The following is a 21285-nucleotide window of genomic DNA, read 5'->3' as shown; positions in this document are numbered from 1 at the left end:
GTGGGGGTTGACACCCCGCGGCACGTGTGATGAGACTATCGCACTGCTAATCCGATTTAGCAAACCTGAGTCCTGGGGCGTCCGGTGTGTGCCGGCGGGTCCCCGAGCAATCAAGGAGACGCAGATGTCGCGTCGAACTCGCTGGAACGGGGCCGCGCTCGCGGTCGTGATGGGAGGGGCGCTGGCGGCGGGCTGCGGGGCGCCCGGCGGCGACGCCCCCCGGCCGGAGGCCACCGGCGCGTCCCTGGCGGCCGCGCCGACCTGCGGCACGGCGCCGGTCACGCTCAACGCCTACATCGAGACCGGCTTTCCCCTGCCGAAGGAGCTCAGCACCGAGTTCTCCAAGCAGCATCCGAACGTGAAGTGGAACATCCGCGAGGACCAGTTCGCGGTGATCACGCAGAACGCGCCGCGCGTCCTCGCCGACGACCCGCCGGACCTGATGCGGCTCCCGCAGGTGTCGGAGCTGGTGAAGAACAACCTGCTGAAGAACCTCGACGGCTACGCGAAGGCGTTCGGCTGGGATTCCTGGCCCGCCTCACAGCTGGAGCAGATGCGCATGGCCCCCGGCGGCAAGACCCGCGGGGAGGGGTCGCTGTACGCCATGGGGCTGAACTTCAGCATGACCGGCGTGTTCTACAACAAGAAGCTCGCCGACAAGATCGGCATGTCGTCCCCGCCCGCCACCCTGGCCGAGCTGGACGACGCGCTCGCGAAGGCCAAGAGCGCGGGCATCACCCCGATCGCCCAGTTCAACGGCGGAGCCACCGGCGGTCTCGCCTTCCCACTGCAGGACCTCATGGCCGCGTACGGTCCCTCGGGGCCGATCAACGAGTGGATCTACCAGAAGCCGGGCGCCACGATCGACACCCCCTCCAACCTGCAGGCGACGCGGCACCTGGAGAAGTGGATCAAGGCCGGGTACTTCTGGAAGGACGTCAACGCCGTCGACTACGCGACCATGATGAGCCGCTTCATCAAGGGCGAGGGCCTGTTCATGTTCAACGGCGACTGGGAGTCGGGGAACCTCGACAAGCAGATGCCGGGCGACGTGGGCTTCTTCCTGATGCCGCCGGCGCAGCAGGGCGGCAAGCAGGCCGCGATGTCGGCGCCCCTCACCTACGGGATCAGCTCCAGGGCGAAGAACGCCGACTGCGCGGCGTACTTCCTCAACTGGGTGGCGACCGACCCGAAGGCGCGTGAGATCGGCGTGCAGGTCGGCGGGTCGCACCCGATGGGGCCGGCGGACGCTCCCATGCCGGAGGTCAGCGAGGGCACGGTCACCGCGAGCACCCTGGCGGCAGGAGCCAAGATCGCCGAGGACAACGGCTCGATGGACTTCATCGCCAACGCCACCGGCGCGATCTACGCCAAGAGCTGGACGCCGCAGTTGCAGAAACTGGTCGCCGGTCAGCAGACCCCCGAGGCGCTGCTGAAGTCGGTGCAGAGCGACTACACGAGCCAGGTCAAGGGGAGCTGAGCACCGATGACACGGCCGACTCCCGACAGCGAGGTCGATCCCCCCGCGACCCGCCCCGGGCCGGCAGCCGTGACGAGGAAGCCCGTGCCCAGGAAGCCCGTGCCCAGGAAGCAGAGCCCCGCCCGCGCGGCGGGGCTCCGCACCCCGAGTTGGGTCGGCTGGCTCTTCGTGGCTCCGGCACTCGGCGTCTACGCGGTCTTCGTGCTGCGCCCGATCGCGCTCACCGTCCAGTACTCGATGTACCGCTGGGACGGCATCGGCCCGTCCACCTGGGCCGGCCTGGGCAACTACGTCAGGGTGTTCACCGACCCCGACCTGTTCGCCTCCATCCTCAACGCGATCAAGCTGATCGTCTTCTTCAGCGTGATCCCGGTCGTGCTGGGCCTCGCGATCGCCTCGACGATCCGCCGGATCGCCGCGAGCCGGCTCGCGCTGGTGGCGCGGACGGTCCTGTTCCTGCCGCAGGTCATCCCGCTCGTCGCCGCCGGCATCGCCTGGAGCTGGCTGATGTCGTCGACCGGCCTGGTCAACCAGCTGCTCGCGTACGTCGGCCTCGAAAGCGTGGCGCGCGCCTGGCTGGGCGACTTCTCCACGGCCCTGCCGGCGGTCGGCGTGATCGGGGCGTGGGTGCTGCTCGGCCTGTGCACGATCCTTCTCCTGTCCGGCCTGAGCAAGATCGATCCGGCGCTGTACGAGGCCGCCCGGATGGACGGAGCAGGGCCGCTGCGCGAGTTCGTCTCGATCACCGTGCCCTGCCTGCGGCAGGAGATCGGCGTCTGCGTCACGGTGACCGTGATCGCGGCGCTGGCCAGCTTCGACATCGTCTACGTCTCCACGCAGGGCGGACCGGGCAACGCGACGATGGTCCCCGGGCTGGAGATCTACTACCTGGCCTTCTCCGAGCGGCAGGTGGGCATGGCGTCCGCACTGGCCGTCGTGCTCATGGTGCTCGTCATCCTCGTCGCCCTTCCCATCCAGTGGCTCACCAAGGACAGGTCCTCATGATCGTCGGACGCCGGGAGACGTGGACCGGAAGGCTGCTGCTCGTCCTGCTGATGGCGGTCACGCTCATGCCGTTCGTCAGCCTGTTCGTCACCGCCCTGCACCCGTCCGGCAGCTACCCCTCGGGCCTCGAGTGGCCGCGCGATCCGCAGTGGGGCAACTTCGTCAAGGCGTTCGAGGCCGCGCGGATGATCGAGCTGGTGAAGTCGAGCACGCTCATCGTGCTCGGCGTGGTTCCCGTCGCGCTGCTCCTCGGGACGCTGGCCGGCTTCGCCATCGGTCACCTGCGGATGGCGGGACGGAATCTGGTGTTCCTGCTGTTCGTGCTCGGGCTGACGCTGCCGTTCGAGGGCATCATCACGCCGCTGTACTACCAGGTGCGCGACATGGGACTGCTGAACACCAGGTGGGCCATCATCCTGCCGCTCATCGGGCTGTACATGCCGTTCGCGGTCTTCTGGATGCGGGCGCACTTCGTCAACATGCCCGACGAGCTGTCGGAGAGCGCGCGGATGGACGGCGCGAACGTGTGGCAGCTCTTCTGGCGCATCCACGTCCCGCTGGCCATGCCGGCGCTGTCGTCCCTGGCCATCCTGCTGTTCCTGTGGACCTGGAACCAGTTCCTCCTGGCGATCGTCCTCGTCGACGACCCGCTGAAACGGACGATGTCCGGGGCCCTGGGCGCCTTCCAGGGCCAGTGGGGAACCGACATGCCGCTGCTCTGCGCGGGGTCGCTGCTGATCCTGGCCCCCACGCTCGTGATCTTCCTGATCTTCCAGCGCCGCTTCGTCACGGCTCTGCTCCAGGGCTCCCTGAAGGGGTGACGCGCGTGGACGGAGCCACCCGGGTCTACGGGGGGATCGAAGCGGGCGGGACGAAGTGGGTGTGCGCGGTCGCCGACGCCGGGGGAGGGCTTCTCGCGACCGAAGTGATCCCCACGACCACGCCGGAGACGACGATCGGCGCCGCAGTGCGGTTCTTCGGCGGACACCGGCCGCTCGCCGCGCTCGGCGTCGGCACCTTCGGCCCGGTGGACGTACGGCCGGGCTCGCCGACGTACGGCCGCATCCTGGCCACGCCCAAGCCGGGCTGGGCGAACGTCGACGTCGTCTCCCCGCTGCGCGCCGCGCTGGGCGTACCCGTCCGCCTGGACACGGACGTCAACGCCGCGGCGCTGGGGGAGTGGCGGCGGGGGGCGGGCGCCGGGCTCGGCACGTTCGCGTACATGACCGTGGGCACCGGCGTCGGCGTGGGAGCGGTGGTGAACGACGGCCTCGTGCACGGACTCCTGCACCCTGAGTTCGGCCACATCCGCATCCCCCACGACCCGGTCAGGGACCCTTTCGCGGGGAGTTGTCCCTTTCACGGCGACTGCCTCGAAGGGCTCGCGTCGGGTGAGGCGATGCGCCGGCGATGGGGACGTCCCGCCGAGCACCTGGACGACCCCTCGGCCTGGGAACTCGAGGCCGAGTACGTCGCCCTCGCGGTCATGAACCTGATCTACGCGCTGTCGCCCGAGCGGATCGTGGTGGGCGGGGGCGTCGCCAAGCACCCCGCGCTGCTTCCGGCCGTACGGGCGCGGCTGCTCACCCTCGCCGCCGGCTACCCGGGGGCGCCGGTGCCCGCCGGGCCCGCGGCCATGGACGAGTACGTCGTCGGCCCCTCCCTCGGCGACCACTCGGGAGTGGCCGGAGCCGTGGAACTCGCACGCGCGGCGCTGCCCTAATTCGACCGTTTTCTGTGACGCGCCGGGAAACGCCCCGCGCGACTGATTTGGAGGTTCTTCGAATGGCTCCATGGGGGCGGCGAGGCGGCACGCCCGGACCGGAGACCCGGTCCGGCGCGTACGAGGCCCTCGCCGATGGACGGCGACGTGACGGGGGGACCGCGTGAACGGCGAGCCCGCGCGCTGGACGCGGCGGCACCTCGCCGCACCGGCCGGCGGTGCGGCGACGACGGCGCCGGTCATCGGCCTTCCGGCACCGCGCGTGCTGCCGCACGACGACATCTGGGATCTGTGGCCGATCCAGGAGGAGGACGGCTCGACGTCCGTGGTGCGGGGCCGCGAGTTGTGGATGGCGCTGTCCGCGCCCGCCGCCGGCCATCCCGAGGAGCGTCACGACCGCGCCCGCCTCCGGCTGCTCGGCCTGGACGCCGACGGCTGGACCGACCTCGGCCACGCCTTCGCCGACGGAGCCTCGCCGGGCAGCCGCGAATGGTCGGGATCGGCGGTCCGCAGACCGGACGGCACGGTGTCGGTGTTCTACACGGCCGCGGGCAGGCGAGGGGAGACCCGAACGACGTTCACTCAGACCGTCGTCGAGGCCCGCGCCCGGCTGGTGACCGACGGCGGCCGGATCCTGCTCGACCAGGCCGCCGAGCACCGGGAGGTCCTCCGCTCGGACGGCGTCACGTACCTGCCGGCCGACGAGGTCGAGGGAGGACCCGGGCGAATCAGGGCCTTCCGCGATCCCGGCTGGTTCCGCGACCCCGCGGACGGACGCGAGTATCTGCTCGTCGCCGCGTCCGTCGCGGCGTCCGCCGGGGCGGACCACGCCTTCATGGGTGCGGTGGCCCTCGCCGCCGCGGAACCGGGCGGCTGGTCGCTGCGGCCGCCCCTCCTCGTGGCCGACGGCGTCAACCACGAGATCGAACGGCCGCACATCGTGGTGCACCGGTCGTCGTACTACCTCTTCTTCTGCACCCATCGTCACTCGTTCCACCCGCCGGGAAGCGCGCCCACCGGGCTCTACGGCTTCGTCGCCCCCCGCCTCGCCGGGCCGTACACGCCGCTCAACGGCTCGGGGCTCGTGCTGCGCAACCCGGCGGAAGAGCCCGACCAGGCGTACGCCTGGCTGGTCCTGCCCGACCTGAAGGTCGTGGGCTTCCTCAACTACCGCTCCACCGGAGGACCGGACCCGTGGACGGCCGGGCCCGCCGAGGCGAGAGCCGCCTTCGGCGGGACGATCGCCCCGGTCCTCGAACTCACCCTGGACGGAGCCGCCACCTCTGTGGTCGTTCCCGCGTCGCCGGGGGCACGGCGTTGAGCACGCCGCGCGGCACGGCGGCGGGAGTGCTGGGAGCGGCCGCGGTGATGGCCTTGGCGGCACGGCGTCGCCACACGCTCTCGGCCGTCGCGCCGGACCTGAGGAAACCGGCCCTGAGGACACCGGCGCTGTGGCTGCCGCGCCCGATCATCGGCAGGCTGAGCCTGACCCTCGCCCGGCGGCTCTCACGCGGCACCACGCGACCGCTCGCGGGGGTGGCGGTCACCCGGCACGAGGTCCCCGGCGGGCTGGACGCCTTCGCGTACGAGTCGCCGGGCCGCCGGCGCCCCGGCGGAGCGCTGCTGTGGATCCACGGGGGCGGCACCATCCTCGGTCACCCCGAGAGCGACCACGAACTGTGCAGCCGCATCGCCCGCGACCTGGGGATCCTGGTGGTGAGCGCACGCTACCGGCTCGCTCCGGAGCACCCGTTCCCCGCCGGGTTCGACGACTGCTTCGCCGCGCTGCGCTGGCTGCACGACGCCGCCCCCGCACTCGGCGTGGACGGCGCGCGCGTCGCCGTGGGCGGGGCGAGCGCCGGCGGCGGACTGGCGGCCTCGGTCGTGCAGAAGGCGCACGATCAGGGGCTTCCGGTGGCGTTCCAACTGCTCCTCTACCCGATGCTGGACGACCGTACGGCCCTTGTGCGCGACCATCGGGGACGCGGCAGGATCGGCTGGGCGCCGCGCTCCAACAGGTACGCCTGGACCTGTTACCTCGGCCGCGGGCCGCTCGTCGCCGAACCCCGCCCGTACGCGGCGGCGGGCCGCCGGGAGGATCTGCGTGGCCTGCCCCCCGCGTGGATCGGCGTCGGCGACCTCGACCTGTTCTACTCGGAGAACCTGCGCTACGCCGAACGGCTCAGGGCGGCCGGCGTTCCGGTCGACCTGGTCGTCGAGCCCGGCATGTACCACGGCGCCGACTTCGATCACGCGACCGTGCCGTCCATGCGCGCGTTCCGCCGGGGCATGCTCGACGCTCTGGCCGCCGTCGGATGACGCGCGGAGGCTCCGCACGAGCCGACTCTGCTTGAGGGGGCGGACCCGGTGCGCCGGGAGGCCCGGGGGTGACGTCCGGCAGGGCGCCACCCCCGGTGGTTCTCGCCGGTCAGGCGATGGTGCAGGGGCTTCCGTTCAGGGCGAACCCGGTGGGCTTGCCGGTGTTGCCGGTGTGGGTGGCCTGGAAGCCGATCTCGGTGGTGCTTCCGGGCGCCAGCGAGCCGTTGTAGCTGACGTTCTTCGCCGTGACCTGTCCGCTGGTGGGCGAGTAGGTGGCGTTCCATCCGCCGGTGATGGTCTGCCCGCCGGGGAGGGTGAAGGTCAGCGACCAGCCGTTGACGGCGGAGGACCCGGTGTTGGTGATGGCGATCTGCTCGGTCAGGCCGTTGTTCCACGCGTTGACGGTGGCGCTGACGCGGCAGGCGCCCGATCCGCCGGGCGACGGCGACGGGGAAGGCGACACCGACGGCGACACCGAGGGCGATGCCGAGGGCGACGCCGACGGCGATGACGACGGGGAGGGGGAGGGGGAGGGAGACGAACCGGACTGGAACTGGGTGAAGAACTTCCACACCTCTGCCGACGTCCAGGTCCTGGCGCCGCTGGTGGAGGTGGACCCGTCGTTCGGAGAGGGGGTGTGGTCTCCGTCGAACGCCGCCCACACGACGGGGTAGCCGGCCCGGCAGCCCGAGTAGGCGGTGATGATGTGCGTCAGGCTGCCCTGCGCGGGCTCCCGGGGGTTCTGGGGAGTGCAGCCGTTGTTCGCGACGAACCTGTCACGCAGCGACCGTCCCTGGGAGATGTTGAGCACCGAGTCATGGGTGCCGTGGATGCCCATGTACGCGACCGGCTGAGTGCCGCCGTTGCACCCGCTGAGTTGCGCGCCGGAGTAGACCGCGACCGCACGGAAGACCGTCGGCCGGGCACAGGCGACCGCGAAGCTCATCGCGCCGCCGTAGCTCCACCCCATGGCGAAGCGCTGCGTCGTGTCGACGCACAGGTTGTTCTCGACAAGCCTCAGCACGTCGTCGGTGAAGGTCAGGTCTTCACCGTTGGAGTTGCCCCAGCCGTTGTTGATGCCCTGGGGGGCGATGAAGATCGTGCTGTTGTTGGACAGTTGCTTGAGCCCGTAGTAGGCCCAGACGGATCCGTCCGAGCCGCCCGAGTCGACGATCTGGGCGGTGCCGTTCAGCCAGTGGTACGCGAAGATCAACCGGTAGGGGCGGTTGTTGTCGTAATTGTCGGGGATCCGCAGGATCCAACTGCGGCTCTTGCCGCTGGTCGTGATCGTCTGCGAGCCGCTCCTCAGCGTGGGGGTCTTGCCGCAGCCGGCGGTCGCCGCCGCGACGGCGGCGGCCGAGGACGGCGTGGTCGCGCCGAGACTGTCGCTGAGTGCCATGCGTCCCGTAGCCAGGACGAGAAGCGCGGCGGCCGCGACAGAGGCAAAAATGGATCTCTGTCTCAACTTCACACAACTCCCTTTGCCGTTCGAAAACCGACATGCGTCGGTAGGGAAGTCATCGGTTTCCTTCACCTCGTGGAGCATCCGCGGCCGGTATTCGCGTGCCGGCCGAGCGGCCTCCCGGGGCGGATTCGAACGCTGAGTGAGCCCACCGTCAGTCGATTCGGAGCCGCGCGGCGACCGGCCATCGTCGGCGTGCGCGTGCTCGCCCCTTTCCTGCTGCGGAAGAGCAGGGCGAGTTCAGATGCCCGTTGGCGTCAGCATGGCGTCCGCCGTGGAGACGGCAGACTGTTATCGCTAACAATGACGGGGGCGGCGATGTGCTCCTCTCTGCCGGTCGACTGGAGGTGGTGGTGGTGCGGAGCAAATAGGAAGTCAGGAATCGTGTCAAGGACGTCGCCTGTCCCCCGAGCCGACCGTCCGCTCCTCCGGATGTGACCAGGCAGAAACCACGGCCGTCGTCGGCGCCGGGGTGAAATTTTCATCGTCGGCGCCTCCGGCCCGGCTGCCGGGGCAGCTTGATGTTCCGGAAACCGGGGATGCGGGTCAGGGGTGCGCGTGCCGGTCGAGGCCGAGCGTGGCGATGAGGTCTTCGTGCAACTCGAACCAGACACGATGGCAGGAGTCGACGTCGGTGCGGTCGACCCAGGCGACCTCGCCGGCCCGGGCGCGCGCCAGGGCCGTGGTGAATCGTGTGTCGTATCCGCGGAGCCGCGTGAGGACGCGACCGAGCCGGTCGGCCAGTGGCGTGAGCGCCCGGCCGACACAGGTGAGCTCGTGGAGGACCCCGGCGTCCCAGGCGGGATCGGAGTGGTCGTTGACGGCGAGCCGATCGCCGGCGGCCGGTCGCAGTTGCCAGTCGGTGCAGGCCCGCAGCAGGAGGGCGTTCAGCGGGAGGAACTCGCGGTAGACGTCCCGGACCTCGTCGGCGGCGCCGACGCGTGCGAGCTCGGCCGCGAGCAGGCGCTCGTTCTCGGTCCGGCCCGATTCGGTCAGCGACCAGCCTCCGGTGCCGGCGAAGGCGGTGTGCTCGACCCAGCCGAGGGCCTCGGCGTCGAGCAGCAGCTCTTTCGTCTCGGCCGGGTCGAGCCCGTACCGGCCGGCGATCGCCGGGGTGTCCGCGAACCCGGTGACGCGCACGGCGTGCAGGACCAGGAGGCCGGGCGGAGAGTCGCACGTCACGAGCCGGCGTCCTGTCGTGCGGTCAGGCGGGTGTAGTGCTGCTGGCACGCCTGCGGGGAGTTGAACCCCATCACGTGTGCCATCTGCGCCCAGGTCAGACCCGCGCTCCGGGCGATGAACAGCAGGGCCGATTCGAGTCCTTCGACCTCGGCTCGTGCGGCGGGCAGGAGGGCGAGCGCGCTCAGGATGTCGTCCGGGTCCAGATCGGCGTTGCGCCAGACGGCGAACTGCGCAAGGTCGACCGCCGACGGCGGGACGGGCGCGGGCCGCCACGGACGGGCGTCGAGCGCATCCGCGCCCAGGCGCAGAAGACGGTCACGCGCGTCCTGCTCGCGCTGGGCCCGGACGTGGTCCGCGTGCGTGCCACGACCGATGTCGTCCTTGCGTTCCATGTGTCCGAGACTGCACAATCAACGAATTGTTGTCAACTTTATGTTGAAGGGCGGAGCGGTGATCGTACCCCTCACGGAGGCTGTCGCCGAGACCTGCGGGGGCAAGGCCGGCGCACTCGGGGCGTTGCACCGCGCCGGTCTGCCGGTCCCCGACGGCTTCGTCGTCCCGTTCGCCGCCTACCTCGCCGCCGTCCGCGACCTGGACCTGGGGCGGCTCGCCGGCGAGACGGGCGACGCCGACGACGCGCGGCGGGCGATCGAGGCCCGGCCGATCCACGCGGCCGTCGCCGACGCGCTGGGACGCGCGCTCGGCGAGCTCGGCGACCCGCCCGTGGCGGTGCGGTCATCGGCAGCGGGGGAAGACACCGGTCAGGCATCGGCCGCCGGTCAGCACGAGAGCTTCCTCGCCGTGCGCGGAGCCGGCGAGGTCGCCGCGGCCGTGCGCGCCTGCTGGGCGTCGCTGTTCTCCTCGCGCGCCGTCGCCTACCGTGCCGCCTCCGGGCGCCGCGACCGGCCATCCGGCGATCTTCTGATGGCCGTCATCGTCCAGCGCCACGTGGACGCCGAGGCGTCCGGAGTCATGTTCACACCCGCGGACCGCAACGACGCGACCCGGATCGAGGCGTCCTGGGGCCTCGGCCCCAGCATCGTCGAGGGCAGGGTCACCCCGGACGCCTACCGCGTCGCCGGGGACGGGTCGGTCACCCGCTCTGTCGCGGACAAGCAGAGACGCCTCGACCGGCGCGGCGCGCGGCTCGTCATCCGCGACGTGCCCGCCGCCACCCGGACCCGGCCGGCGATCGACGACGCGACCGCCGTACGGCTGGCCGAGTTGGGCGGACGGGCCGCCGCCGCCCTCGGTGGACCGCAGGACATCGAATGGGCGATCGCCGACGGCCGCACGTGGATTCTGCAAGCGCGGCCGGTCACCGCCGCACCCCCGCCGCCGACGTCGCCTTCCGGCGCCTCGGACGTCCCGGGCGGCAGGTTCAGCGGTACGCCGGGCAGCCACGGAACCGTGACCGGCACCGCGAGGATCGTCCGTGGTCCCGTCGACTTCGCGCGCGTGCGCCCGGGCGACATCCTCGTCTGCCCCTTCACCGACCCCGCGTGGACGCCGCTGCTGCGCATCGCCGCCGGCGTCGTCACCGAGACCGGAGGCGTGCTCTCCCACGCCGCGATCGTCGCTCGAGAGCGCGCCATTCCCGCCGTCCTCGGCCTCCCGGACGCGACGAGCGCACTCCGCGACGGCACGGTCATCACCATCGACGGCACCACCGGCACGGTCACGGCAGAGGGCGACTGACCTCCACGGCCCCGTGGCTCGGCGTCCCGCCGCCCCACCCACACCTACCGATGGGGAGGAGACGGGGAAGGGTCCGCACGGACTCCCCCCCGGCTGCGCATGGCAACTCGACGCCTCTACCTGGCCCGGCACGGCGCGGCCGACGCACTCGGCGAGCTCACCGACATCGGACGCCGGCAGGCGGCCCTGCTGGGCGAACGGCTCGCCGGCGTACCGGTCGACGCCGTGTGGCACTCGCCGCTGCCGCGCGCCGTCGCGAGCGCGCGGGAGCTCGCCCGTCACCTGCCGGACGTGCCCGTGACCGAGGCCGCCGAACTCGTCGACCACGTGCCCTACGTTCCGAGTGCGGCCGAAACGCCTCCGTCCTGGGCCGGCTTCTTCGACGGTTACGACGACGCCGAGGCGGCCTCGGGACGCGGACTCGCCGAGGCCCTGGTCGCCCGGTTCGCGAAGGTCCCCGGCGCCACCGCGGAGGGAGCCCGGCGCGACACACGCGAGGTGCTGGTGACGCACGCCTATCAGATCGCGTGGCTGGTGCGGCACGCACTGGACGCGCCGCCGTCCCGGTGGCTCGGATTGAACAGCGCCGACACCGCGCTGACGGTCATCGACTACCGCGACGGCCTGCCGCCCACGCTCGTGATGTTCAACGACATGAGCCACCTCCCGCCCGACCTGCGCTGGACCGGGTTCCCCGAAGGCGTCAGGCCGTGAAGCCGGGTCCCGGCCGGTCGCCGGAGCGTGGGATCACCGATGACTCTGCGGGCCGCCGCCCGCGACGGCGCTTACTCGGTTGAAAGTTTCATCACGTGCCGGTCCGCGCGCGGTGCGGGCCGGGCCCGTAACGCCAGCTACGTGCGTTTCAGAAGGGCTGACCGCCATCGACGCGCGCGGTCCGCTCTTGACGGGCCCCGGCGAGTCCTAGTTTGCTCCGCCATTATCACCGGCATCGAGACCTGTGGACGCGGCTCTCCGCGTCGTGAATTGTGAGCGCTAACACGCGCCGGCCACGAAAGGAGGGTCTCCATGATCGGAGGCGGTCCGCGGCCGCGCGCCACCCCGGCGGCATCCGGACGTGGCCGGCAGGGGGCGCAGTCGCGTCCTTGACGCGGCGCCCCGCCCGGTCGTATCCGCGCCGCTGCACCATCACCGCCGAACCGCCGAGGGAGAGGAACCCGGGATTGCGCCGCATGTTAGCGCTAACAGCACCGTGGCCGCCCTTGGCCTTTCCATCGCGGACCGTCCCTGCCCGGGCTCCGTGATGCCACTGCGGTTTTTCCTGGCGTGGCCCGCTTCGCCACGCTTCCACCCCCCGAAGGAGGAGAACGAAACAATGGATTCACCCCCCATTCGTGTGACGAGCGGCCGGCGTCGTTCGCCGGTCGGTGTCGGCGTACGCATCGTGGCGGTGCTGGCCGCGTTGGTGGCGGCCACTGCGACGTGGGCGGTGCCGGCGTCGGCGGCGCCGGCACCTCTGGTGAGTGTGGCGTCGGGGCGTTGCCTGGACGTGGCGGGCAACACCGACGCGCTGGGCACCGCTCTGCAGATCTACGACTGCAACGGGCAGGCGAACCAGGGCTTCGAGTTCACCTCCGCCGGTGAGCTGCGGACCTTCAACGGCACCCGGTGCGTGGACGCCTACAACATGGGCACGACGAACGGCACCAAGGTCGTGATCTGGTCCTGCAACGGCCAGAACAACCAGAAGTGGCGCCAGAACGCCGACGGCACCATCGTGGGCGTCGCGTCCGGGCTGTGCCTGGACGTCGTCGGCGCCGGCACCGCCAACGGCAGCCAGATCCAGCTCTACAGCTGCTGGGGCGGCGACAACCAGAAGTGGAGCATCCGCGGAGGCGGCGGCCCGAGCACGACGCCGTCCCCGACGGTGACGCCGACCAGCGGTGGCACGTGCGATCTCCCGTCGACGTACCGCTGGAGCTCGACCGGCGCGCTGGCGACTCCGAAGTCCGGGTGGGTCTCGCTGAAGGACTTCACCAACGTCGTCTACAACGGCAAGCACCTGGTCTACGCGACGACGCACAACACGGGCACGAGCTGGGGTTCGATGAACTTCGGCCTGTTCACCAACTGGTCCGACATGGCCTCGGCCAGCCAGAACACGATGCCCTTCTCGGCCGTCGCGCCCACGCTGTTCTACTTCGCCCCGAAGAACATCTGGGTGCTGGCCTACCAGTGGGGCGGGACCGCCTTCTCCTACCGGACGTCGAGCGACCCCAGCAACGTGAACAGCTGGTCCGCGCAGCAGACGCTGTCCACCGCGAGCATCTCCGGCTCGGGCACCGGGCCGATCGACCAGACGCTCATCGGTGACGGCCAGAACATGTACCTGTTCTTCGCCGGCGACAACGGCAAGATCTACCGGCAGAGCATGCCCATCGGGAACTTCCCGGGCAGCTTCGGCTCCAACTACACCCAGATCATGAGCGACACGACGAACAACCTGTTCGAGGGCGTCGAGGTCTACAAGCTCCAGGGCCTGAACAAGTACCTGATGCTGGTCGAGTCGATCGGCTCGCAGGGCCGTTACTTCCGCTCGTACACCGCCTCCAGCCTGGGTGGTTCGTGGACCCCGCAGGCCACGAGCGAGAGCAACCCCTTCGCGGGCAAGGCCAACAGCGGCGCCACCTGGACCAACGACATCAGCCACGGTGACCTGGTGCGCAACAACCCCGACCAGACCAAGACCGTGGACGCCTGCAACCTGCAGCTGCTCTACCAGGGTCGCAGCCCCAGCTCCGGCGGCGACTACGGCCTCCTGCCCTACCGGCCGGGCGTGCTGACGCTGCAGCGCTGATGATGTGACGCAGGACTCATGAGGCCTCCGGTCGGTGTCGCCGACCGGAGGTTTCCTGTTTCCGGACGCGCGGGCGCGCGTCGAGTTCCCGGCCTGCGACGACGCAGGCCGGGAATCGTCTTCCTCGCGCCCGGCGTCAGATTCCCGGGCGTACGGCGGTGAGGAAGCCGCTCCTCCAGTAGCCCTTGAGGCTGTCGATGTGGACCACCGCGCCGCTGTGGGGGGCGTTGATCACCTTCTTGTGCCCGATGTACATGCCCACGTGGCCGCCGCCGCTGGTGAATACGAGGTCGCCGGGCTTGAGGTGGGCCAGGGAGACCTTCTTCTTGACGGCGTCGAGCATCGACCACGTCGTGCGCGGGAGCTTGATCCCGGCCTTGCGCCAGGCGAACTGGACCAGCCCGGAGCAGTCGAACGCCCGCGGGCCTGTGGCGCCCCACACGTAGGGATCGCCGAGCTGCTTCTTCGCCACCTTGATGGCGCGCTTGGCCTTCTCCTGCTGCAGGGCGGACTTGGTGAGCTTCTTGTCCGCCGCGGCGTTCGGGGCGGCCGCGGCGGTGGCCGGCGCCGTGGTCGCCGTCGGGGTCGGGGTCGTGGGTGCCGCTGGGGTGTCCGAGGTGGCGCCCGTCGCGGGGGGCTGGGGCGGGATGAGCGTCGAGGCGGGCTGTGGTGCCGTGACCGTCCCCGTTGCGGCGGTCGCGGGCAGCGCGCCGAAGGCCGCGACAGAGGCGGTGAGCGCGACGCCACCGATCGTGACGCGGGCGATGCGGGACAGAGTGGCGGGGTTGGCAGACAGGGGATCTCTCCTAGAGTCTTCCGCTTGCGCCTACCGGGTTAGCTGACGGATTCGGGCAGGGAAGTCGCCCTACGGCGCGTGGCGCGCCGATTCACCCCGGACCTTCGTGCGAAGGTCGACTGGTTCCCCGGCTCCGTGCTTCCTTGCCGCACGGATTCGGCGTCACCGGCGCCCCGGGGGGCGGAGAGGACATGGCGGCGGTGACAGTGGATTTTCGTTTTCAAGCACGGCGGTGCCGGTTCCGCGACGGCGGCGTCATGGGGTACGCCGCCGTCGCAGGGCAAGGAAACTACCAAGCTCGCCCATATTCGGGCAAAGGGCACATAAAGGGTAAGAAGCCCATAAAAAGGATCACGCCTGCATAAGTGCAGGTCAGAGCCGTGTCATCGGAAAAAACGTGGCGCTCGTCACATCCGCGCGAGAGCCGGTGTGACGCCCTCGGCTCGTGAAGATCAGCGCGTACGCCAGAACGTGCCGTTGGCCGAGGGGTCGTCGGGGTCGCCCTGCGGCACGGTGAAACCCGCACCCCACAGGGTGGCCGTCCCCGGCCTGCGCGCGATCGAGGACAGGACGGCGTCGGTGCCCGCCTTCCGGGGGAGGGGGACGCTCCTCCACGCCGAGCCCGTCACCTGCCACAGGATGGCGTTCCAGCTGCCCTGCACGACCCACATGCCGCCCTTGCCGTCGGGCTCCACCTCCGTGTACGGCTGCGCGTTGACGGCCCCGACCGAGGTGGCCCACGACGTGCCGTTCCAGCGCATCACCAGGGTGCGGTTGTAGGTGACGTCGTCACCCTCGTCGTTCGCGCCCTCCCAGGTGACGCCGCCGACGGCCCACACGTTCCGCGGGCTCACGACGGCGATGTCGTTGAGGAACGCGGCCGCGCCGGGGGCGGGCAGCTTGACCGCGGGTGTGGGCACCAGCGCCCAGGACCTCCCGTTCCACCGCATGATCACGGGACGGTCGCCCTTGCTCCCCGCCGCCCAGACGTCGCGGGCCTTGTACGCGTCGACGGCGGCGGCGTGGGCCGGCAGCCGGACGCTCTGCCACGAGGACCCGTTCCAGCGCCTGGCCGAGGCGAAGGACCCGGCCACCGCCCAGACGTCCTTCGCGCCCGTCGCGTCGGCGTCCGCCGCCGGGAACGCGCCGCCCAGCGAGAAGGCGGTCCACGCGCGGCCGTTCCACCGGGCGGCCTTCCCCTGGCCGAAGACCCACACGTTCGTGTTCGAGGTGGCCGCCACGGCCTTCAGCTCGTACGGCGGGGCGCCGGGGACCACCTGCCACGCCCGGCCGTCGTACCTCTGGACCAGGCCCCGCTGCTTCCCGTTCGCGACCCGGTGACCGGCCGCCCACACCGACCCGTCGCCCAGGACCGTCACGTCGTCGAGGACGTCGTCGCCGGGCAGGGTGTTCACCCCGGCCGGCCGCCATGCGGCGGCCTCCCCGGCCCGGCCGCCCTCGTGGGTCACGCCGGAGGCCGCCACGGCAGGCGCGCACGCCAGCGCGAGCGCCGTCATCCCCGAGACGATCGCGGTACGCACAACGCCTCCCCTTCCGTCATGAGGATGACGTCCGGCGGAAGGGATCAGTTCACGTCGTCACCGGGACGATTTGCTCGCTTTCTCCGTCCACGGTTCGTACGTGCTGTCTCCCGGGAGCACCCAGATCCGCGTGCCGGGCCTGGTGATCGTCCGCAGCACCGTCGTCTTGCCGGTCCTCGAGACCCGATAGACCGCCACGCCCGTCTTGGTCTTGGACCGGACGACGACGCGCCCCGCCTTGTCGAAGTCGAGGTCGTCGATGTACTGCCCGCGCGGCAGCCGTACGGTCACCGCGCCACGCGCGCGGCCGGTACGCAGGTCGAACAGGCGCATCTTCCGGAACTTCGGCCAGGTGCCGACGACTTCGGCCGCCGTGCGGTAGTCGTTCGCGAGCGCCGCGGGCGACATCCGCGTCTTCAGCCGCGACCGGGCACGCAGCCCGCGGTCGAACACCGTCACGCGGCCCCCTACCACCCCCTGCAGCAGCAGCCGTCGACTGTCCGGGCTGAACCCCGCGAGGCTCCAGTCGTCCCTGCCTGCGGGCGGCGGCAACGTCTTGCCTTTTCGCAGGTCAACCAGGGCTCCCAGCCCCGGCGCCGAGGTCGTCGTGATCACGTAGCTGCCGTCGTCCGACACGAGCGGCCATTCCTCGTCGATGGCGTACGCCGTGATTTCCCGCGACACCACCCTTTCCTTGCCGGTGAGGGCGCGTTCGACGAACAGCCCATCCGACTTGCGGAAGTAGAAGAAGTGCCGGCCGTCCCCACTGATCAGGAAGGGCGCCCGCGCGCCGGCGTTGACCGCGTCCTCGGGCGCCACCGCGAGCGCTTCCGGCACCGGCACCACGTCTCCGTTGGTCAGCACCAGTTCCCAGGTCTGCGTCCGCTGGGCGTAGGCGATCGTGACCGGGGTGGCGGCCGCGGCGGGCCGTGCGGCCAGGGGCACGACGGTCAGTGGCGCGGTGGTCAGGAGCAGTGCCCCGAGGGTCATGCGCAATCTCATGCAGGGTGAGATGCCGGAGATCCGGGAAATGTTGTGGGTCTATCGCGAGGCCGGCGCCCGGTAGTCCCTGATCGTGATCGCGGTCGCGGCCCTGCGGATCGGCCCGGTGATCCGCTCGATCACGCGGTTCCTCCCCGGCAGGTGCGGCATCAGCCGCAACATCAGCATCTGGAACCGGATCCGCGTCGCCGACTTGAGCACCATGCCCTTGAGGTTGTTCGCGGCGAGCTTCTGGTTCTCCTCGGCGAAGTGCCGCATCTCGCGCTCGTACGCGGCGAAGCCGGCGGCGTGGTCTCCCGCCGCCTCCGCGAGGCAGCCCGCCAGGACGTAGGCGCCGACCAGGGCCAGGCTGGTGCCCTGGCCGGAGGCGGGCGAGGCCGCGTAGGCCGCGTCGCCCACGAGTGCCACCCGGCCCGACGACCAGCGGTCCATGCGCACCTGGCTGATCGAGTCCAGGTAGAAGTCCGGCGTGTCCTCCATGGCGTCGAGCAGGCGTGGAACCTCCCAGCCCTGACCGGAGAAGGCGTCGGCGAGCAGCTTCTTCTGCCCGGCGACGTCTCGCCGGTCGTGGGCGAGCGGCGGCGAGGAGAAGAGGAACATCGCCTTGGCGTCGTCGCCGCCCCCGGTGCTGTACATCCCCGCGCTCCGGCCCGGAGCGGGGTGCATCATCTCGGTCCGGTCCAGGTGGAGATGGTTCGGCACCGTGAAGATCGAGATGTGGTGCCCGAGGTCGTGGACGAACCGGGACTCCTCGCCGAAGGCCAGCGCGCGCACGTTCGAGTGCAGGCCGTCGGCGCCCACCACCAGGTCGAACGTACGCGGAGGGCCGCTCGCGAAGGTGACACGCACCCCTTCGGGGGTCTCGTGCAGGGCGGTGACGGAGTCGTCGAAGACGTACTCGACGTCGTCTCCGGCCGCCGCGTACAGGAGCCCGGCGAGGTCGCCGCGCATGATCTCGACGTCGTCACCCTCGCGGCCGCCGAACAACCGGGCGTCCATCGTGCCCAGCTGCCTGCCGCGCGCGTCGACGAACCGCGCGATCCGCATGTCCGTGCCGTGCCGTCGCACCTCGTCGAGCAGGCCCATGCGGGCGACGACGTCGAGTGCCGCTCCGCGTATGTCGATCTTGTAGCCGCCGTCCCGCAGCGCGGGCGAGCGCTCCACGACCGTCACCGCGAACCCGTGCCGGCGCAGCCAGAAGGCCAGGGTCAGCCCGGCGACGCTCCCGCCGGAGATCAGGATGTTCCTCATGCCAGAAACTGTACAAACGTCTCACTCATCTGTCTAGCACAATTGTCCAAGACGATTGTCTTGACGACGGGCTAAGCTCCGACCATGGGAAACCGGGAAGATCTGCTCGCGGGGGCCAAGCGCTGCCTGATGGAGAAGGGATATTCGGGCACCACCGCGCGGGACATCGCGGCGGCGGCGGGCACGAGCCTCGCCGCCATCGGTTATCACTTCAGATCGACGAAGGCCCTGCTCGACGCGGCGCTCATCGAGGCGATGGAGGAGTGGGGAAAGGAGATCGAGCGGACTCTCGCCGCCGACGCGTCACTGTCCGGCACTCCCGCCCAACGGTTCCTGACGACCTGGACGCGGATCACCGAGTCCTTCGTCCGGCTGAGACCGCTCTGGGCCATCCAGTTCGAGCTCATCGCCCAGATGGACCGACTTCCGGAACTGCGCGAGGCGTTCGCGACCGCCAACCGGCAGGCGAGGCTGGGACTGGCGGCGATGTTCGAGCAGCTCGATCCGGCCGCGGACGAGCGGAAGGCGATGGCCCTCGGCTCCTTCTACCAGGCGCTGCTCGGCGGGATGGCGGCCCAGTGGCTCGTCGATCCGGACCAGGCCCCGTCGGCGGACGACCTTCTCGAGGCGCTGCGCACGATCGGTGCGGGACTCCGGACGGAGTGACACCGGAACGCCGGTTGAGAGCGCGGGCGGGTCCGGCAGGCGGCTCCCTACGAAATCCGGTCACGATGTCCGGCGGTTTCTGCCGCGACGGCGGCCGCCCCGGCCGCGTTAGGATCCGGCGACGCCGCTGATCGAGTGGGCGCGTCGAAGGAGGAGCACGGGGTGCGCCGACTCACCGGAGCCCGTACGGCCGGGCTGGTCGCCGGGGGACTGGCCGCCCTTTCCGTGGTCATGGTGGTGGCGGCCGCCGCGAGCCGCTTCGCGATACCCGCCGGGTTCCGGGTGCGGCCGGCGGTGCTGACGGGCGACGACGTGGTGGGCATCGCCTACCCGGTCATCGGCGCGTTGCTGGTCGTGCGGCGGCCCAGGCTCCGTGTCGGGTGGTTGATGGTCCTGGGCGGTCTGGCGATCGCCGTGCTGGGGCCCTCGCAGGCGGCGTACGAGTGGCTCGCCTACCACGGCGACCTGCGGGCCCAGTACCACCCCCTGGTAATCAACAACGTCGTCGGTGCCCTCGGGATGCTCGCGGTGGACCAACTGCTGCCGCTGCTGTATCCGGACGGGCGGCTCCCGTCGCGGCGCTGGCGTCCCGTCGCCGTCGCGGTGAGCGCCGTCACGCTGATCCAGTCCGTTGCGTTCGTCTGCCGCGTCGTCCCGGCGGACGCGCCGCGGGGGCCGAACCCCCTGGCGGTGGCCTGGATCGCTCCACTGTACGAATGGCTGCGCGACCTGCCCTTCAACTTCTTCTATCCGGTCGAAGCGGTGTGCCTGCTGTCGCTCGTCGTCAGGTTCCTGACCGTCGACACCGTGCGGCGGCGGCAGATCGGCTGGCTGCTGTACGCCACCGCCGCCAACCTGATCGTCGAGGTGTGGTGGCACCAGTCGCCGCTGTCGCTCGTCACCAGCGCCGCCGTGCCCGTCGCGATCGCCGTCGCGGTCACGCACTACCGGCTGTACGGCATCGACACGCTGGTCAGCAGGACCGTGGTCGCCACCGGCGTGCTGGCGTCGGTCACCGCGGTCTACTTCGGCGTCGGGGTGTTGTGGGGGGTCTTCGTCTCCGAGTACGGGCAGATTCAGGGACTGGTGGCGGCGCTGTTCGCCGGGGCGTTCTTCCAGCCGCTCCGTCGCCGGCTGCGGCGGCTGCTCGACCGCGTCTTCTACGGGCCCGTCGGGGATCCCGAGGCGCTCAGGCAGCGGCTCACCCGCGAGGTGCACGCCGCCGACCCGGTCACCGCGCTCGCCTCCGTCGCCGCCGCCGTACGCCAGGGCCTGGCGGTCCGGGGCGTGGCCGTCGAGGTGTACGACGGGCGGCCGCGCTACGTCGAGAGCGGCGTAGTCGACGCCGGGCGCGTGGTGCCGCTGGTGTGGCACGGTGAGGACGTCGGCCGGCTGCTGATCGGCGCGCCCGGCCCGCGGCGCTTCCCCGCCGCCCACAACGACCGGCTGATCAGCGTGGTGACGCCGTACGTCGCCGACATCGCCCATGCCGTACGGCTGTCCGCGGATCTGCAGCGCTCGCGCGAGCGGATCCTGAGCGCCCGGGAGGAGGAGCGCCGCAGGCTCCGCCGCGACCTGCACGACGGTCTCGGCCAGGCGCTCGCCGCCATGGCGATGACGATCACCATGGCCCGGCGGACGCTGCGGACGTCACCCCAGCAGGCCGAGCGGATCCTGCTCGACCTGCGTACGGCCATGGACGGAGTGGCCGGCGAGATCCGCGAGCTCGTCTACGGCCTGCGTCCGCCCGTGCTCGACCAGCTGAGCCTGGAGGGAGCCGTACGCGCGCTCGCCGCCGAGGCGATGGGGGGTGGCGGCGCGGGCCCGGACTCCCCGCCCGGCCCGCGAACGGCCCGGGCGAGCGGGAGCGACGGCGCGGCAGCCGATCGAGCCACCGCGGTCGCCGTGGCGGACGGGGACGAGAGGGACCGGGCCGGTGGTCGTCCCCCGCGGATCACGGTGTCGGTGAGCGGAGATCTGGCGGATCTTCCCGCCGCCGCGGAGGTGGCGGTCTACCGGATCGTCCAGGAGGCACTGACCAACGTGATCCGGCACGCGGACGCGGCGACCGTGTCCGTGACGCTGCACAACGGCGCGGGGACGCTGACCCTGCGGGTGCGTGACGACGGCGTCGGATTGCCGGAGTCGCGGCGCGACGGGGTGGGCCTGGCCTCGATGCGGGAACGCGCCGCCGAGGTGGGCGGCTTCTGCCTGATCACCTCCCCGTCCGGCGGCGGCACCCTCGTCGAGGTCTCCCTTCCCGTGCGGACCGTCCCCACGGCCGGCCGACCGTAGTAGCCGCATATCGTCACGCTCGGTGGGGAGTATTTGGTATGGCTGTAACT

General features: G+C 71.1%; 18 protein-coding genes and 1 riboswitch. Of the genes, 11 read left to right on the top strand and 7 right to left on the bottom strand.

Annotation, left to right across the window (positions count from 1 at the left end; genetic code table 11):
• Positions 1–124 precede the first annotated feature (124 nt).
• From AAH991_RS07470 to AAH991_RS07445, 6 genes are all read left to right on the top strand, one after another.
• A complete protein-coding gene (locus tag AAH991_RS07470) occupies positions 125–1480 on the top strand; it encodes an ABC transporter substrate-binding protein (RefSeq protein ID WP_346225010.1) in 1356 nt (451 codons plus the stop codon).
• Positions 1481–1564: 84 nt separating this feature from the next.
• The gene (locus tag AAH991_RS07465; protein ID WP_346225009.1) at positions 1565–2485 is read left to right on the top strand and encodes a carbohydrate ABC transporter permease; all 921 of its coding nucleotides are present in this window, start codon (positions 1565–1567) and stop codon (positions 2483–2485) included.
• A complete protein-coding gene (locus AAH991_RS07460; RefSeq protein WP_346225008.1) occupies positions 2482–3306 on the top strand; it encodes a carbohydrate ABC transporter permease in 825 nt (274 codons plus the stop codon). The genes AAH991_RS07465 and AAH991_RS07460 overlap by 4 nt, the downstream gene beginning before the upstream one ends.
• A gap of 5 nt (positions 3307–3311) precedes the next feature.
• The gene (locus AAH991_RS07455; protein WP_346225007.1) at positions 3312–4208 is read left to right on the top strand and encodes an ROK family protein; all 897 of its coding nucleotides are present in this window, start codon (positions 3312–3314) and stop codon (positions 4206–4208) included.
• 163 nt (positions 4209–4371) lie between these two features.
• On the top strand, positions 4372–5529 hold the full coding sequence (locus AAH991_RS07450) for a glycoside hydrolase family 68 protein (protein WP_346225006.1): 1158 nt from the start codon (positions 4372–4374) through the stop codon (positions 5527–5529).
• Complete coding sequence (locus AAH991_RS07445; RefSeq protein WP_346225005.1) at positions 5526–6527, top strand: alpha/beta hydrolase; 1002 nt, start codon at positions 5526–5528, stop codon at positions 6525–6527. Before AAH991_RS07450 ends, AAH991_RS07445 begins: the two co-directional genes overlap by 4 nt.
• Before the next feature lie 109 nt (positions 6528–6636).
• On the opposite strand, the gene AAH991_RS07440 is transcribed toward AAH991_RS07445, so the two are convergent.
• The 3 genes from AAH991_RS07440 to AAH991_RS07430 all read right to left on the bottom strand — a co-directional run bounded on the left by AAH991_RS07440 (position 6637) and on the right by AAH991_RS07430 (position 9563).
• Entirely contained in the window at positions 6637–7926 is a 1290-nt protein-coding gene (locus AAH991_RS07440) for a CE1 family esterase (protein WP_346225004.1), read from the bottom strand.
• Positions 7927–8535: 609 nt separating this feature from the next.
• Positions 8536–9171 (bottom strand): transcriptional regulator, encoded by a 636-nt coding sequence (locus AAH991_RS07435; protein WP_346225003.1) that lies wholly within the window; start codon positions 9169–9171, stop codon positions 8536–8538.
• A complete protein-coding gene (locus AAH991_RS07430) occupies positions 9168–9563 on the bottom strand; it encodes a DNA-binding protein (protein WP_346225002.1) in 396 nt (131 codons plus the stop codon). Before AAH991_RS07430 ends, AAH991_RS07435 begins: the two co-directional genes overlap by 4 nt.
• A gap of 58 nt (positions 9564–9621) precedes the next feature.
• Between AAH991_RS07430 and AAH991_RS07425 the strand changes: the two genes are divergently transcribed.
• The 3 genes from AAH991_RS07425 (at position 9622) to AAH991_RS07415 (ending at position 13684) form a co-directional block, all read left to right on the top strand.
• Entirely contained in the window at positions 9622–10869 is a 1248-nt protein-coding gene (locus tag AAH991_RS07425; protein WP_346225001.1) for a PEP/pyruvate-binding domain-containing protein, read from the top strand.
• A gap of 99 nt (positions 10870–10968) precedes the next feature.
• Positions 10969–11583 (top strand): histidine phosphatase family protein, encoded by a 615-nt coding sequence (locus tag AAH991_RS07420; RefSeq protein ID WP_346225000.1) that lies wholly within the window; start codon positions 10969–10971, stop codon positions 11581–11583.
• A gap of 619 nt (positions 11584–12202) precedes the next feature.
• Positions 12203–13684 carry a non-reducing end alpha-L-arabinofuranosidase family hydrolase gene (locus AAH991_RS07415; protein WP_346224999.1) on the top strand — a complete coding sequence of 494 codons (1482 nt, stop codon included), beginning with the start codon at positions 12203–12205 and terminating at the stop codon, positions 13682–13684.
• A gap of 136 nt (positions 13685–13820) precedes the next feature.
• On the opposite strand, the gene AAH991_RS07410 is transcribed toward AAH991_RS07415, so the two are convergent.
• The 4 genes from AAH991_RS07410 to AAH991_RS07395 form a co-directional block, all read right to left on the bottom strand.
• Positions 13821–14156 (bottom strand): C40 family peptidase, encoded by a 336-nt coding sequence (locus tag AAH991_RS07410; RefSeq protein WP_346224998.1) that lies wholly within the window; start codon positions 14154–14156, stop codon positions 13821–13823.
• Positions 14157–14492: 336 nt separating this feature from the next.
• Positions 14493–14652, bottom strand: a riboswitch (cyclic di-AMP (ydaO/yuaA leader).
• Between the two features lie 280 nt (positions 14653–14932).
• Positions 14933–16021 (bottom strand): hypothetical protein, encoded by a 1089-nt coding sequence (locus AAH991_RS07405; RefSeq protein ID WP_346224997.1) that lies wholly within the window; start codon positions 16019–16021, stop codon positions 14933–14935.
• Between the two features lie 57 nt (positions 16022–16078).
• Entirely contained in the window at positions 16079–17011 is a 933-nt protein-coding gene (locus AAH991_RS07400) for a WD40 repeat domain-containing protein (protein WP_346224996.1), read from the bottom strand.
• 51 nt (positions 17012–17062) lie between these two features.
• The gene (locus AAH991_RS07395) at positions 17063–18274 is read right to left on the bottom strand and encodes an FAD-dependent monooxygenase (RefSeq protein ID WP_346224995.1); all 1212 of its coding nucleotides are present in this window, start codon (positions 18272–18274) and stop codon (positions 17063–17065) included.
• Positions 18275–18358: 84 nt separating this feature from the next.
• On the opposite strand from AAH991_RS07395, the gene AAH991_RS07390 reads away from it, so the two are divergent.
• Together AAH991_RS07390 and AAH991_RS07385 are read left to right on the top strand one after the other, a co-directional pair.
• Positions 18359–18940, top strand: coding sequence for a TetR family transcriptional regulator (locus AAH991_RS07390; RefSeq protein WP_346224994.1), 582 nt, complete (start codon positions 18359–18361; stop codon positions 18938–18940).
• A 162-nt stretch (positions 18941–19102) separates the two neighbouring features.
• Positions 19103–21235: a sensor histidine kinase gene (locus AAH991_RS07385; RefSeq protein WP_346224993.1), complete on the top strand. Its 2133-nt coding sequence runs from the start codon at positions 19103–19105 to the stop codon at positions 21233–21235.
• Positions 21236–21285 lie beyond the last annotated feature (50 nt).

The organism is Microbispora sp. ZYX-F-249, assembly GCF_039649665.1.
Classification (GTDB): domain Bacteria; phylum Actinomycetota; class Actinomycetes; order Streptosporangiales; family Streptosporangiaceae; genus Microbispora; species Microbispora maris.
This window is presented reverse-complemented; position numbering and strand designations above follow the sequence as displayed.